This window comes from Kaistella carnis (assembly GCF_003860585.1).
GTDB lineage: Bacteria > Bacteroidota > Bacteroidia > Flavobacteriales > Weeksellaceae > Kaistella > Kaistella carnis.
Genome location: NZ_CP034159.1, coordinates 67981 through 84058 on the forward strand (window position 1 = coordinate 67981; position 16078 = coordinate 84058).

At 31.2% G+C, this 16078-nt stretch carries 16 protein-coding genes; 15 read left to right on the forward strand and 1 reads right to left on the reverse strand.

Annotated elements, in window-relative coordinates; translation table 11 throughout:
• The first annotated feature begins 1 nt into the window (after window position 1).
• The 14 genes from EIB73_RS00270 to EIB73_RS00335 all read left to right on the forward strand — a co-directional run bounded on the left by EIB73_RS00270 (window position 2) and on the right by EIB73_RS00335 (window position 14121).
• Window positions 2-586, forward strand: a complete 585-nt coding sequence (locus EIB73_RS00270) for a hypothetical protein (protein ID WP_125021511.1) — start codon at window positions 2-4, stop codon at window positions 584-586.
• Window positions 587-1411 carry a hypothetical protein gene (locus EIB73_RS00275; RefSeq protein WP_125021513.1) on the forward strand — a complete coding sequence of 275 codons (825 nt, stop codon included), beginning with the start codon at window positions 587-589 and terminating at the stop codon, window positions 1409-1411.
• Window positions 1412-1745: 334 nt separating this feature from the next.
• Window positions 1746-2459, forward strand: a complete 714-nt coding sequence (locus tag EIB73_RS00280) for a phage baseplate assembly protein V (RefSeq protein WP_185144624.1) — start codon at window positions 1746-1748, stop codon at window positions 2457-2459.
• A gap of 11 nt (window positions 2460-2470) precedes the next feature.
• The gene (locus EIB73_RS00285; RefSeq protein WP_125021515.1) at window positions 2471-3457 is read left to right on the forward strand and encodes a hypothetical protein; all 987 of its coding nucleotides are present in this window, start codon (window positions 2471-2473) and stop codon (window positions 3455-3457) included.
• A 74-nt stretch (window positions 3458-3531) separates the two neighbouring features.
• A complete protein-coding gene (locus tag EIB73_RS00290) occupies window positions 3532-4128 on the forward strand; it encodes a hypothetical protein (protein WP_125021516.1) in 597 nt (198 codons plus the stop codon).
• 26 nt (window positions 4129-4154) lie between these two features.
• Complete coding sequence (locus EIB73_RS00295) at window positions 4155-5330, forward strand: hypothetical protein (protein WP_125021518.1); 1176 nt, start codon at window positions 4155-4157, stop codon at window positions 5328-5330.
• A complete protein-coding gene (locus EIB73_RS00300) occupies window positions 5305-5730 on the forward strand; it encodes a hypothetical protein (RefSeq protein WP_125021520.1) in 426 nt (141 codons plus the stop codon). The genes EIB73_RS00295 and EIB73_RS00300 overlap by 26 nt, the downstream gene beginning before the upstream one ends.
• A 69-nt stretch (window positions 5731-5799) precedes the next feature.
• On the forward strand, window positions 5800-6249 hold the full coding sequence (locus tag EIB73_RS00305) for a hypothetical protein (RefSeq protein WP_125021522.1): 450 nt from the start codon (window positions 5800-5802) through the stop codon (window positions 6247-6249).
• Between the two features lie 213 nt (window positions 6250-6462).
• Window positions 6463-7224: a hypothetical protein gene (locus EIB73_RS00310; RefSeq protein ID WP_125021524.1), complete on the forward strand. Its 762-nt coding sequence runs from the start codon at window positions 6463-6465 to the stop codon at window positions 7222-7224.
• 4 nt (window positions 7225-7228) lie between these two features.
• Window positions 7229-8617, forward strand: a complete 1389-nt coding sequence (locus tag EIB73_RS00315; protein WP_125021526.1) for a DUF4280 domain-containing protein — start codon at window positions 7229-7231, stop codon at window positions 8615-8617.
• Between the two features lie 111 nt (window positions 8618-8728).
• Window positions 8729-11419: a M23 family metallopeptidase gene (locus tag EIB73_RS00320; protein ID WP_125021527.1), complete on the forward strand. Its 2691-nt coding sequence runs from the start codon at window positions 8729-8731 to the stop codon at window positions 11417-11419.
• Complete coding sequence (locus EIB73_RS00325) at window positions 11416-11991, forward strand: hypothetical protein (RefSeq protein WP_125021528.1); 576 nt, start codon at window positions 11416-11418, stop codon at window positions 11989-11991. The genes EIB73_RS00320 and EIB73_RS00325 overlap by 4 nt, the downstream gene beginning before the upstream one ends.
• A 579-nt stretch (window positions 11992-12570) precedes the next feature.
• On the forward strand, window positions 12571-13485 hold the full coding sequence (locus tag EIB73_RS00330; protein WP_125021529.1) for an XAC2610-related protein: 915 nt from the start codon (window positions 12571-12573) through the stop codon (window positions 13483-13485).
• Window positions 13486-13554: 69 nt separating this feature from the next.
• Complete coding sequence (locus EIB73_RS00335; RefSeq protein WP_125021531.1) at window positions 13555-14121, forward strand: hypothetical protein; 567 nt, start codon at window positions 13555-13557, stop codon at window positions 14119-14121.
• Between the two features lie 26 nt (window positions 14122-14147).
• Here the strand turns inward: EIB73_RS00335 and EIB73_RS00340 are convergent, their stop codons facing one another.
• Window positions 14148-15350, reverse strand: coding sequence for an IS256 family transposase (locus tag EIB73_RS00340; protein ID WP_125021533.1), 1203 nt, complete (start codon window positions 15348-15350; stop codon window positions 14148-14150).
• Between the two features lie 269 nt (window positions 15351-15619).
• Here EIB73_RS00340 and EIB73_RS00345 point away from each other — a divergent pair, with 269 nt between their 5' ends.
• Entirely contained in the window at window positions 15620-15865 is a 246-nt protein-coding gene (locus tag EIB73_RS00345) for a hypothetical protein (protein WP_125021535.1), read from the forward strand.
• Window positions 15866-16078: the final 213 nt, after the last annotated feature.

Here is a 16078-nt window from a genome sequence, read left to right on the forward strand (position 1 = left end):
TATGAAAATATATATATATTTATTAAGCATAATTTTTATTGCAATAAACTTACAAAATTGTAATAAAGTAAAAAACAAAATAAAAAATAACATGCAGGGACCAAATTACACCTATAAAAACGCAGGGATTGATCAGTTTTATTATTTAACTCATGAAGTCGGAAATGCAACTGCCACTATTCCCTTGCTAAAACCCTATACTTTGTTTAGAGATAATTCTTCTGCTGCATGGTTTTTAGATACTGATTTAGGAAATTTATACAATGAATTAGGTGGTGGTATTTCACCTTTATTTAATTTTAATGTAAATGATTCAATGATTTATGGGTATAAATCTAAGCTTATAGATGAAAACAACTCTGATTTTTTAATGCCAGAGAAATGGTTCATTATTAGCACAAATGGAAAAAAACTCTCCTTATTCGATAAAGAATCCGATTTCAAGGCAGAATTAAAAAAACTTAACCTTCCTGAAGAAATGTTAAATCCCGACGAAGTTTATGAACAATTCAAAAATGATCCAATATTACCTTGGTTTCCAGAAGACATAAAAAAGCAATTGGAAGAAGCAAAAAACAAAAAGTAAATGAAACTAATATATCAATTATTTACTCTATTTTTTTTCATAATAGCCTGCAATGGTCAGGCGATAAAAGATCTTTCTCAAATTAATGATTTAAAAACTAACAAACTTTTTGGAGAAGTAAAAACAGTAAAAGAAATTGCGTACAAAATGGATACAGACCAAATTTTGGGCGCCAGTGAAACCAACTACAATAGTTTTGGTTTTATCACAAGTGTTAATAATAAAGGCACTTACGAGCAATATAATCCTACTATTTCTAATGTTTACGACAAAAATGAGCAGCTTATTGAAACGTTGGCTACATTTGGATCTAAACGTATCAAGATAAAAACCGATTATCAGTACATCAGTAGAGAAAAGATCATTAAAACCGTCACCGATAATTTTGGTAAACACCAGTTTACTGTTTTTAACCGATATGACAAAAGCAAACAACTCATTGAAACTAAAATATTTACTAAAAATAAACTTTCATCGCAGACCCTTATTCAAATCAGTGAAAATAATGAGAAAAATGTTGAAGAAATCTATTATAATGCCAGTGGTGAGATAGAAGAAAAAATCAATAGTGAATTTGATAAAACAGGAAACTTAATAAAGAAAATTAGATTGGATCGCAATGGGATAGAAATGGCGAATGTGAAATTTCAATATGATGGTGGAGGTAATGCAATTAAAGAAACACATTATTATCCAAATAGAGATATTGAATATGAAATATCTTCACGATTTGAATTGGATAAAAATGGCAACTGGATCAAAAAAACAGATTTTGTAAATGAATTAATTGACTCAATTGTTGAAAGAAAGTTTGAATACTATTAAAGTTTTAAATTAAAAGTAAACGCACACTGTTAGAAGCTTGAGCAATTAAAGCCTTAGGAATTCTTTATTTTAGCGGTACAACCTTTTCTCTATACGGTTTGTGTGGCAAATCTCTAGATACGAAAAATGGATTCCAACCAAACAAGTTATTTTACCACAGTCATGATGAAGGAAGTAATCCACTAAATAGACACGCTTGTACATTATACCAGAACTTTTGAAGCGGTTGCAGCAGATACACTGTACATACCAAGACCAAATTTTACGACTCCAATCTCGCAACCCCAAATAGCTACGGTAATCTCGAATACCGATCCCACAAAGACAGGGAAGAGTGACAGTAAAATTCGACTGGCAACTGCATGACACCACAGATTTGATAAGTATGATGAGTCCAGATGCTGGAGGAACCGATGAGGTTTCTCAGAACCGCGGTTACGTCGCGATCCCGGAAGTTGGCGACCAAGTAATGGTTGGTTTTGTGCACAATCATCCAGATAGACCGTTCGTGATGGGCGGAATGTTTCATGGAGGAGTTGGATTAGGCGGCGGTGTGAATAATCACATGCGATCCATCCAAACCAAAAGTGGTATTAAAGTTTTAATGAATGACGAAGAAAAAAGTGTGACGATTCTGGATCCTAGTGGGAATACTTATTTTATGGATGGTGCGGGGAATATTACGGTGACTGCGCCGAATGATATGACTTTTACAGCGGGAAAGAATATAAAAATGAGTGCCGGAGTAGATATTACTTCAGTTGCAGGAAGTAATATTTTTTCAACTGCAAACGTGAATATTGTTTCCAATGCAGGAGTGAACATGATTGATACAGCAGGAAGAGATTTAATGCAGAGCGCTACTGGTAATATTCACGAATCTTCAGATATGCGAAATGAAATTTCTGAAAATGAAAGAAATATTCAAGCAAAGAAAAGTGATTCTTACGCAGAAAAAGTAACCGTAGTAAGTACGAAAGAAAATATGATTTTACAAAGTGAAAAAACAGTAAAATCTCAAAGTGGAGAAGAAGGAAACTCTCATTAAACGTTTTTACCATGGCAATCATTAAAAAAGCGAAAAACATCAATATTCAGGTAGCGAATAATTACACTTCGATTTCCAAGGTTTCTAATGAAGAATCTGGAGAAGTTATAATAGAGGCGACTAAAAATAAATTGGAACTTTCAAGTCAAAAACGTGCCATATTGCAGGGTTTTGGTAAGGACAGTGAGAAAGAAGCTGCTGATAAAAAAATTCTGATAGATAAGGGAGTTGTTAAAAAAGGTTATTGGATAAAAGAGAATGGGAAAACAATCATTATCAATAGGAATGGAAATAGGGGATATGACTGGGTTTCTGCAGATAGCCCTTCAGAGCAAACAATGAGACAAAATGGGATGTCCAGTTATGATATCGTAAATGTAAATCTTACGAAATCTTACACAGAAACTTATCTTAAAGCTGAATTAAAGACTACATTACTTAGTTTTTCAGATATTGAAGATGGTTTTGGAGAAAATGGGAGAAAGTTAGCCAATCATTTTTTCGTAGGTAATGGAAGTCCATTCGCATTTATTGAGGGTTCAAATCCATCAAATGAAATCAAAGATTCTTCAAGATTTAAAGAAACTTTTCTTGAGGGTCTAAAATCTGAGCTAAAAAATAGATACTTGGAAAAAAAGTATATCAATGAAAGTGCCGCAAAAATTTATCAATTTTCTACTAATTTGCCGTACTATTCTCCACTCGAGGGAATGAATCCTTGGGTAAATGAAGTTGCGACTTTTGTTGGAGGAATTCAAGGGTGCAGCGCAAGCTACAAATTATATCAATATGAAATTAGTAAAGAAATAGAGATAGAAATAGATAAGGTGACATTTCTGGACACCTTTGGAGCTGGATGGGAAGACGGTGGATCGGGAGGTGTTATTAAACAATGGATACCTGGTTTGGTGGCAATGTTTTGTCTACAGCATTTCAAAAATGTTACTGATAAGTCTAAATATCAACCTTTTACAATATTAATAGATATCGCCTTATGAAAATAAAACCACTAATAGCTTTTATAATATTATTAATTAATTTCAGCTGTATAAAAACTACGAAATCACAATCTATGGAAATAAGATATACTTCTATCAATGATGTTTACGGTACTTACATTTTCAATTTTGAAGATAATATTTCCGGAATAAAAAAGATTAATGATTTTGCTGTTGAAAATATTAAGTCTTCAAAAAATGTTAGTGATTCTATAAATACAGTCATTTCCAAAATGTCTAAAGAAGAAGCGCAAGATTATGTATTAAATCAAAGTCTTCCTACAATGGCAACAAACGTTATCTTTTATAAAGCGTTGGACGATTTAGAAGGTCAGCCCGATCAAAAAGATGTTTTAATAGAATATGTGTTAGATGAAAATACATTTGGCATTAAAAATATAAATATTCCCAATAATGAGCTTGAAAGAGATATCGTTTTTAAAGAAAGAAATAATAGTAACGAATCTTTATCCTTGGTAAGTAAATTAAATAAAATTTCGCTGTCAGACTTAAAGTTAATTTTAAAAAAAGTTGAGCAGTTAGGTTTTCAAAAAAGGAGTGAAAACTTCCAATACCAGATTAAGAATGATAGCGGAAAATTGCTGTTTAATATAGAATATGAAAAAATGGGAAAATATATAAGCTTAAAATTTCCACCAGCAAATTCATAGTTAATCAATACGAAACACTATAAGAAATGGCAACACCAGGAGTAGAATTTGATACTAAAAAACCGACTGATAGAAAAGGGATTGAACCTACGCAGGTGAAAAGCATAAAGCTTTTGACGGCTTTAGACAATGGTTCTAAAAACGATGGAACTGGTAAAGGTGTACAGCCCGGAATGCTTTATGGTAAAACTTACTCTTTCAAAGTGAGTGCGTACACTAATGGAAATCCTAACGATCTGAAAAAAATTAAATGGAAGTATAAATATCATAGTCTCTCAAAAAATAAATGGATAGAAAAGAGCTCTTCTAAAACTGGAGACACTTACAGTTTACATTTAAATGAAAAAGATATTTGCGGAAGGACACTCCATGTTATGGCCTATATAAATGATTCTGAAAATGAAGGATATTTAAAAATATGGAATCATAATAGATTCAGGTGGTTTGATAGTAAGATATTTCTAGATGGTTTGGCTGCGAGAAAAGATGATCCTTCCAAAATTGATCAGCATTACACCTCTTTATGTGGAACTGCCGCACTTATATATTTTTTTGCACAAGACTTTAAGGAAAAGTTTTTTAGTGCCTATAAAGAGTTCTTTAGAACAGGGGAACAAAAAATAAATAGTTTCAAATTGGCGCCCAATAAAAGTTTATATGAGATGCAACCGACTTTAGCTAATCTTCAATATCCGCATTACGACAAATACTCTAATGGAAAACCAATTATACCTCATAAACTGATGCATATTTCAGATTGGATAATATTAGCTGGAACAAGAAGCTCTGACAATCATAATTATGAAGGTACTAAAAATGAGAATTGGGATGCTATAAACTGGTGTGATTATATGGTACTGGCAATCAAGAATCTATATGGCGCAAGTTCGGTTGAAGATAAAACAAGCATAATCACTGGAAGAAATTATTCGAGTACGCTTATTGAAATTCAAAAACTTTATCAGGAAGGCTGGCATATATTATTAATGATCGATTCAGATATGCTCGATGATTCTGTGAGCTATTTAGGTTGTGTCACAAATTATCATTGGATTAGTTATGAAGGTGACCTAATCTTTGATGAAAAAAATAAAAAATACCAATTTTCATATTATAGCTATCATCAACTATTTAAGAGTGTATCATTCAGATCAAAAGTTTTTAACTCAAATTTTTATGGATTTATTAAATTTAAAAAATAAAGTATTGCTTTTAAGCGCAATACTCTTATTAAACTGTGCACCCGGAAAGGAAAGTAAATATGTATTACTAAACGATTTTCCGCCTATAGTTATTATTAATGGCGATGAATCGGATATAAAAGAAAGTAATATCTATTTATTAAGAGATAATGATACTATCGATAAAGGACATTTTAAAGTTTATTCAAAAAGCGATAATAAAATAGATCTTAAAATAGGACTTGATAGAAGAGATTCATTACAAGTTGAGGATAAAATATTATTTCAAATGAAGGGAAAGCAATTTACAGTCAGTGATTTTCAGAAATTAGAAGTAAGATCTTCTGGAAACCCTTATATCATTAGTTACAAAATTAACGGGACTGCATTTATTGATAGAGAAGGTAATATAAAGTTATGATGGATTACTACAATAAAGCAAAAAATATTCAATAGTTACCAAAAGTGAAATCATTCAAATCAAACTATTATGGATATATTGAAGTTCATTAAAAAGTATTTTATTTCTACATTAATATTTTTTATTTTTTCGTGTAATAATAATTCTAGAAAAAACATCAAAAGTGAGATCTGGATTTGGGATTGGAATAATAAACCACTGCCCAAGAGTATTTCATTATTAAGTTACAATAAAAACAAATCTAGAGTATACAAAGCAGATCATGTAAGAACTATATATGATACACTAAACAAAAATAAATATTTAATTATAAAATTTAAATCAGAGCAGAATCGGCTATCAACCGGTAATAAATATGAATTAAAAATTAATGATACAATTTATTACAAAATTAATGATTTTAAAACCAGACCTATAAATCAAGGCGGAGATATAGATGTAAAAGTGAATAACGAGTACACTGAAATAGGCGATGACGATATTCTTAAATTAAACTTAGGGTTTAAAATAAAAAAATAAAAGAAACAATTATCTGCAAGATGATATTTTACTTAGTACGGTTATTTTGAAAAGCGTTATTGATGGGAATATTGCAATATCTGCATAATTTTACTAAAATTTTAAAATTTGTTTTTTGTTTATTAATTTTTAAGTACGAAGAATTTACTATACAATTTAAGTAAAAATTAAATGAAAGACTTATTAAAATATTTCCCGACAAATACCTACCATTTGGAAGAGAAATCTATACTGAAAATTGGTGACCAAGAATATGAAACAAATATTTCTTACAATTTATTTGTAGAAAATGAGCAAGAGAAAGAAGATTTTGAAGTAAGCATTGAGAGAACAAATTTTAAGGTGAACGAAAAAAAAATTGATACCAAGTTTCTAAGCATCGCTAACCATTATATGGAAGCACTTTTTCCTTTGCATTGTGTAGTGGAAAACTTTAGATTGAAAATTGTAAATCTTACTGAAATTCAGAGAAGAATTAAGAAAAAGGATGATCAGTTAGAAGCTAAATATGGTGGAGATGGATTAATAAATATACAGAATCAGTTTAAAAAAGCTACTGATACTGTTGAAAAATTATCAGAGTTTGTGAAACAATTGCCTTTTATGAAAATCCTGAATTTTGGGATGCAAAAATTTGAAAAAAAACAAGATTATTTTATAAAATGGAATATTCTAGCTATCGGTAATTCTGAATGGAAAGGCGCAATGATTTATTCTAAAAACAATAATACTTTAAATTTTGAGCCGAAAATAAACAATGCGCAAGAAATGATGGATGAAATTATTCGTAACGTACACAAAAATGAATACCAGGTGGATTTTGAAGAAGAAAATATAGGATTGTTTGCAGATTTTAAATTAAATATTGATTATACAGGAGAAACTGGCAGAATGAAAAAGGCAGACACAGAAATATGCATAGAAGTAGAAAATAAATTTTTCTATGAACAGAAAATAACGCTTTCAAATAAATAATATTATGGCAGAACCTATTCCATACAAGGTAAAGAGCGGAGAAAACATGATGGATATCGCCAAAAAATTGGGGTTGAAAGACTGGCATCAATTAAAGGAATACCATGATTCTGTTTCTGACCAGAAAACATCAGAAATGCCATTTGCAGGTTCTACTTTGATGACTCCCTCTCAAGAAGAAGTATATGAAATGAATGGCGAAGAACCACCATTGGATCCTGTAGAAGAGCAAAAAAAAGCCACGCAAAAACAAGAAGAAGAAAAAAAGAAAGAAGAAGAGGAAAAAAAACAGGAAGAACTGTCCAAAGGCGAGCATGACGGAAAGTATTTCGTCGTTCACGGTGCAAAATGTGTATGCGATAAAGCCGTAAATCCGAGGCAAACCGCTGATTTACAGGTAACTTCTCACAAGAGCATTGTTTTAAATGATCAATCCAAGAAATATTTAGCAACCGAAGACGATAAGACATTCCTACCACCTGCCGCCACTTTTGGACAATGTAAGTTACAGCCTACGACGGGAGGATATTTGCCGTGTTCTTTTGTTCCAACACCTAAATGGGATAAAACTTACGAGAGCACCCAAGTTCTTGGTAAAAAGACTTTGACAGAAATATCCGAACTAAAATGTATGATTGGTGGTAACATAACCATTAACAAACACGGTCAAACAGATAGTGTAAGCAATGCGCATGCAGATAATACAGATCCTTTGGAGTTAGCAGCAGTAAATCCTTCGATAGAAATGCCGAAGAAAAAGGTGGAATATCCTATAGTAACTTCCATTGCAATCACAGAAGTTGAAGATAGAGAGAAATTTCAAGAGAAAGATTCCAAAATTAAAGAAGTGATATTCCTTCGGAAAGATGAAGAGGCAAGCTTCCGAGCCAATTTAAAAAGCGGAAATAAGCAATTGACTTCTTGGATGGTTTATACAGATCATAAAGGAGACAAAGAAAATCGATTATTAGTAAGAGAACAGATAGGCACAGAGTTTTCGCAAAGTTTTGGAGAATTCGGCAAATATCGTATCGAAGGATATGGAAAACCAAAAAAACCAGATTTTGAAAATGGAAAATACGATAAGTGCGATGCTTCCTGTTCTATCGATATTGAGGTAGTAGAAAATAAACTACAAGATTTAGGTATAACTTCATACGAATATTCTTCCAGAATAGATCCGTTAAAAAAATTAAAATTTCGTAAAGGTGTACCAACAAGAATACGGGCAGAGTTTTTCATTCAAAAATTAACAGAGGATGAAAAAGGTAGGTTGACAATGCACGTAGAAGATGGCGCAGGAAATAATATTTCAAATGCTAAAACGGGAACTTCAAGTATTACATTCACGCCAAAAAACTCTAATGCAACATATACGGTTAAAGCAAAATAGACCACAGAATCTGGAGAAGTAATAGAAAAACAGCTTTCTGGTGAAAGTGAAGGGAATGTAGTTTTGGGAATTAAGAGAATTGCGAAAATAGTAAATCCCGAAAACGAAGTAGTGAGGCCAGGAACCACAATGACATTTCAGGTCAGCAAAATGAGGTTTGGTTTTTTACCAGATGATCCTGATTATAATATTACTTCAGAAGAAAGTTCCGAAATCAAATGGAATCTGGATGGCGTTCTAATAGGAACAGGAAACATCATCACGATTCCGGGAAACAAACTGATGGCAACCAAAAAATATGTAGTAGAAGCATACAGTAAAAGCGCAAATGCTACGGGAAAAGGAGCAAAAAATGAAGAAGACGATTGGCATTTTGAGGTAAAAAATAATGATGTACTAAGTTTCTCATTAAGCGGAAATCCCAAAGTAGGCAAACCCATTATAGCGACAGTAGATAAAATGGTATTTTCAGATTTGCTACCAAATGAAATTATCCATTGGTCAGCACAATTCTTAAAAGGTACTGGAAAATCTGTAAAAATGACCCCTAAAGTTGCTGGGAAATTTAATGTTACCTGCAAAATTAATTCTGAAACAGGAGTTTCTAAATATATAGATGTTTTAGTTGCAAAAATAACCAAAGGCTTCTGGAATGATTTCGGCGGAAGCGAAATAAGCCAAGCAAGTTGGGGGCAACAAGTAGATTTTTGCATAAGAGGAGAGAATGTGGAAGGAGAAGAGATAGAATTGCACATCTATGATGATGATTCCAAACCTTTTGATGATGATGATTTTGCCTATTCAAACAAAGAAATTTCCAGAATAATATTAGGTAGTAATAATGATAAATATTCAACACATAGAATAGAATTAGGGAATTCCATTAAGGATCGAACAACTCATATCGCATCAGACGAGGTAAAGCTTTATGTTAAAACAAAATTGGTGGGTTTTGAAAACGCTAGTTTTACAGATGTTAAAGCAGTAGAAGGTACACATAAACACTTAACTGTTAATAGTAAAAAAGAAGTTTATCGTGCTATTATAGGTGATAAAGATGGAAGAGCCAGTCATAATCCTGTAGATTACGATATGAAAAGTTTTGTTTACGCTAACACAACCTTTGCCAAAGGCGCTAAACTTACAGTTAAAATTTTTGAGAAAAAAGGAAAGTTAACAAAAGATCCAGAAGCAACAGAATTAAAAAGTGAAGGAATTGTAGCAGAGGACGGAACTTTGGTTACTGAAGTTGATTGGGGCAAATTAAAAGATGCAAAACAGAATAAAAAAACTAAAACTTATTATCCTGAAATTTTTGATGCGAATGATAATTTGCTTTTAGATGGTAGTGAATCTAATACATTATGTACTGTTCCATTAATCCCACAGAGTATTCTAAAAAAAGAAGTGAGTTATGTGGGAGCTGTCACTGCTGGAAGTGAAGTTGTACATTTGCAGAATAATGAAAATGGTGTTTGTGAGTGTGAGGCAAGAGTGAGAGCTTTTATAAGAATGCTTAGAGTAGGGGAAGGAACAGGAGAATTAATAAAATCATCAAAAATAAATAAGGTAACTAAAGAAAAGGAAGTAGTTTATATCAGTCATGATTTCCAAAAAGGTTACAGTACAGCTTTTGGAGGAAATAAAATTACAGATTTAAGTACTCATCCAATGAAAGTTTACGATGGTTCATCAGCAGCAGGTGCCTATCAAATTATGCAATATACCTATGCTTGGTTAGGAGGAAGTAAATTAGAATGGACAGGAAAATATTTTAAAATTTTAGATATATACGAAAAAGATCATGATTATCGTAAAATCTATAAGATCAATGATTATCAGCCTGAATCACAAGATAGATTATGTGTGGTTATAATGAAAGATAAACAAAAAGGTCTTTTAGATTTAGTAATAAATGATGAAATTGAGAAAGCGATACGAAATCAAGGAAGTGCTGAATGGGCAAGTTTACCACACAAAGGAGATTTTAGCAGACATCTTTTTAAAGGGAAACGGCAACCAGCAACACCAATGAAAATTTGTTTAGAACATTACAACAAATTTTATGAAGAGGAACTAAAGGGAATAAGCAATTTGCATCTTAAGAAAGGGTTTCTTAAAGATTTTGGCTCTGAATGCTGTGCAGATAATGTACATGTGGAAAACTCTATTGTAAATGATAATAAACTTTTGTTTCCTTTTCAAAGTATGCCGTTAAATCATCCTCAAAATTTAAAAAATGAAACTTACGCAGCATATGATTACACAAATAAAGAAGCCAACGCTGCTACATTTGGATACAGAAGAGGCAAAGATAGAATACATGCCGCCAGAGATTTATATTATGACGTAGATGAACCCATTTATGCCATATATGGCGGAACTGTAAAATTAGTCTATAAATACTACAATGATACTTACGCAATTGAAATTGAGCATGACTACGAATATAAGAAAGGATTTAAATTATTTGCATTGTACGGTGAAGTAAATAAAAGTGGTATCTTAGTGAAGGAAGGTGATATTGTTAAAAGAGGCGATCCGATTGCAAAAGTTGGATTATTAGATCCATTTGTTGTACAGCCCTATCCAGATAAAAGAGGCATGTTACATTTTGAATTGTACACAGGAGAAGCTTCAGGTGCAACAGGCAGCAAAACCAAATATAGTGATATGTTATATGCAGAATCAATCAACTATTCAAAAGATAGATCATTTAAGAGAAGAAAGGATTTGTTCGATCCTTTACAATTACTTGAGGAAATGATACGAAATTCTAAAAATGAAGGTCTACTAAAATGAAAAACTTAATTTATGTATTTTTAATTTTCTTGGCGGTTGCATGTCAGAAAAATCAATCAGCAAATAATAGTATCCTTGAAAAATACAGTTATAAACACGAAAAAAGCTCTTACAAAAGTGCAGACAAAACAAATGGGAATTTAAAGGATAATTCTCTACTAAAATTGCAAAAAGAATTTCCAGACGATAAATTAATTGGTTTAATTATTATTGATTCAACTGCTACCTCTGATTCTAAAAGATTTGGATTAGATATTTCCAATGCATGCTACGCATGTAATTTAGGCACATTAAAAATAAGTAAAGATAAAATTTACATAGAAAATTATTGTGATTCGAAAGAAGTTACTACTTTTAAAATAATAAAAGTTGTAAAAAATGAAAAACCATTCAAAGCGCAAATTTTTACCGAGGATGCTACTTTAACATTTAAAAAGGATGAAAATTCTTTATATTATACATTAACTGTCGAGGGAAAATTAAATACCCCTCTAATTATTAGTCAATTTTATACATCTGAAGTGGATTTACCTAGTTTTTTCATACATGATTGCCAGAATTTTGAAGGTTAATATCATTCTTGTGAATTAAAGTTTAGTTTTGGGATGATGTTGCTTTGTTTTGATTAAATTTTATAGAATATGTTTCTTTGGCGATATTGACCTTACAATGAATAAATTCACCTAATAAAATGTATGAAATTTTTCTAAAGATGGCTAGTAGTATAAGATGTTAAAAAAAATCTTTTTAACACTTACAGTTGATATCCTTTTCAGAGCTGAAATTTATTAATTCACAATAAATGTCGCTAATCTACGAGCACTCTTGTTTAGGGTAGTTTATTATTTTGCAGGTAAAAAAAACTATGAAAATAGTAAATTCTCTTCAAAAGTAAGGTCCCAATAGTTATAGTATTTTTTTTTTAACTTAAGTTACATCATGTGTAATCTTTTTGTTTACTTATAAACTTTGCACAGAAATTCATAATAAACATATTTTTAAGTTTACAGAGATGATAAAACTAATATTTTTGAAGTTAAACAATGACATTAATAATAACTCATTTAATCATAAATAATTATTCAACGCAAAATGGTTAATAGTGAAAAAATCTAAATTTCAGACGTCAAAAAAACATTAAATAAATTACGATGAAGCATTTATTGATTATTCAATCATTTTGTATATTGATATTATTCTCCTGCCAAAATAAAACTACAGAAAAAAAACTGGAAATTACTGGTCATGTCTTTTTTAAAGTTCAAGAATCCCAAAATGGAAAAATACTTTTCAAACCTTGTGGCGCACAAATAGAAAAATATATAATTTACAAAGATAGTATCCTGCATCAATTAGGACAGGAGAAATTTTACTTAAATATAATTTCTACTGAAAATTCAGAAAACAAGAGTCAATTTAAAACAAAAAATAGAAATAATGGGGAAGTTGCAGAAACGGACGATAGTCTGTTAATATTTCAAAAATTAGATGAAAACCAAAAGTTTTTCAAAATTAATAATCACATATTTGTAGATAGTCTTTATGCTAAATCTCTTCGAATTGTTAAAGAACTTCCATGCGACGATGACTGTTACGATTGTCCAAAAGAAAATGCTGCAGTCGAAGAATGTAAAATGAAAGATTTATCAAAAGAATTTGATTTAACACTGACTGGAAAATATAATAAACTTGAAAACAGGAGTGATCAAAATCCCTGGATAGCTAGAATAATAATTTTGAAAAAAAATAGTGATTTAGTTTTACAAAATATTTCTTTTGTTCCTGAGTCATGGATTTATTTTACAAGTTTACAATGTGATATAATTTCAAGTGCCGATTATAACTTTGATGGCTTGGATGATTTTGCAATTATGACTGATGTTGGAGGCCCAAGACCGATATTTTCGTATTACTTTCAAGGAAAAGATAAAAAGTTTAATCTAGATCCAAATTTTAAATTTCAAAATGGACCGTTGCCCGAAAAAGTAGATTTTAAAAATAGAACATTAACCTTTGACTCTCAAAAATTTAATTTACAGGACAATATATGGAAAGAAGTCAAATAAAAATGAAACTCAACTTTCTGCAGAAGATAGAAAAATTCAAGATAAGTCACAGGCAAATAAATAATAGGTATGAATAAAATATTGGTTACGGTCTTGATACTTTTGTTCGTTTCAATAATTTCTTGTAAAGAAAATGTTAATTACGAAAAAGAATTAACAAAAGTTGATAACGGAATTACTGATTCGCTAAATGCATTAAAGATGGCCGAATACAAGAAGATAAAACTTGAATGTGTTGGTGAGGAATTTTCGGCTTCAAAACGTGTAAATGAAGAAAAAAACTTATCTATAACATTTGATAAAAAATTTGTTAATTTCTCAATTGATTCCACAGAATTTGTACATCAAAATATTCAATTTCCAAAAGAGTTAGGTTATGAAAGTTTTCTCTTCGTTAATAAAAATGATAAAATCATAATACTTGATTTTTTCTTAGAAAATGGTGCTAATATATACGCTTACAGATATCATGAAAATGAATTAAAATTTTTGGGTCAAAAAGAAATTATACTTGATGAAGATGAAGAGAATGAAAAGACTTTTTCTGTTGAGCAAATAGAAGACGGGGTTATTGTCTCGCTTGGAAAAAATATTAAAAATTTGCATTTTAACGACACTGTCCCGCAAAGTGTGTAAGTTGAAAAGTTTAAGACTTGAGTTTTTTATAACTTGAGCCTTTCTTCAAATATAAGCATAAATTGATTTAATACGATTCCCCAATCTCGAATCGGCATTGTCCATTTTTTTGTTGCTTCTCTTAAGGCAAGGAAAACTGACTTTAAAACCGCATCATCAGTAGGAAAAGACATTTTATTTTTAGTATATTTTCTTATTTTTCCGTTGAGATTTTCTATTAAATTGGTGGTGTAAATGATTTTACGGATTTCCACCGGAAATTCGAAAAATACCGTTAATTCATCCCAATTATCTCTCCAGGATTTGATGGCATACGAATATTTAGATTCCCATTTTTCTGCAAAATCATTTAAGGCGGCTTCTGCGGCTTGCTTGGTGGGAGCGTTGTAAATGTGTTTCATGTCGGAAGTAAAGGCTTTTCTGTCCTTCCAAACTACGTATTTACAAGCATTTCTAATCTGATGCACCACGCAGATCTGAGTTTGAGATTGTGGGAAAACACTGCGAATAGTTTGGGTAAATCCATTGAGATTATCCGTTGCAGTGATCAGTATATCTTCTACGCCACGTGCTTTTATGTCAGTTAAAACGCTCATCCAAAAACTGGAACTTTCGTTTTTTCCAAGCCACATTCCCAGAACTTCTTTTCTTCCATCCCGTCTTAAACCAACGGCAAGATAAATGGTTTTGTTGATAACTTTTGAGTTCTCACGGACTTTAAAAACAATTCCATCCATCCAAACAATGAGGTATAAATCCTCTAGTGGCCGATTTTGCCAAGCGACAATCTCACTGGAAACCGCATTGGTAATCCTGGATATTGTGGATGTTGAAACATCAAAATCATACATTTCCTTGATCTGATCTTCAATATCACTTACACTCATTCCTTTGGCATAAAATGAGATGATAACATTTTCCAAACCTTCAATAATATTATGCCTTTTGGGAACTAAGGCTGGCTCAAAAGTACTTTCCCTATCCCGCGGAACTTTAATTTCATCTTCGCCAAAAGAGGTTTTTATCTTCTTGGTTTGATGGCCATTGCGATAATTTCCGTCTTTTGTTTTTTGATGTTTCTCGGTATCCAGATGGTCATCTAATTCGGCTTCGAGCATATGTTCTACGGCTCGTTTGTGCATTGTTTTGAAGAAAGAGGTTAAATCTTCTCCACTCTTGAAGGATTTGTAGAAATCCTTGTTGTTTAATAATTCTTCTTTGTCGATCATAACTGTATAAAGTTTAAAAATAGTAAAAAGTTATTTCCGAAAAAGTTTTGAGCTTTTGAAGGCTCAAAATTTTTCAGAATAATTTTTCAACTTACACAGTTAGTGAAACACTACCATTTTAATTTTGCGAACGCAATTGATCTAAAATTCTCCTCAGATTTATCTCTTTCAGATAAAATGAAAGCAAACCTAAAAACTCCTCAATAAATACCAGTAAACTAATTTTCACGAGAGATATAAAAGGTAAATTAAATATTGACACAGGTGTTTTGGCTTATATTTCAAAATATACAACTTCAAAAAATAATACATATGTTCTTTCGGTCGAAAAGTATGCAATTCATCAAATTGATCAATATTATGGATACAATAAACGTCAATGGAGTGAGGAAGAATTAGTAAAAATTGTTGCTTATGCTTCAAATACAACCGATTCACTATATAAAAAATATTGGAAAGATTCGCCAGAAAAATGGCATAATGGTATGTGGGGGAATATATTAAGCTATTGCTAGTTAGTTTATCCGAAGACATTTTGATTAATTTTTCAAAAGCATTCAAAAAAAGAAAATTATTATAATTTGCCACATCTAAAAGAAATGATTTCCTATGTTTCCGATTTCGACAAATTTGGTCCACCCTGATAACTACGAGACTACTTGAAGCACTAATGATATAAAAATGTTAGTTCGATAATAGCCGATTTCTGAAAAATAAGACATTGCATT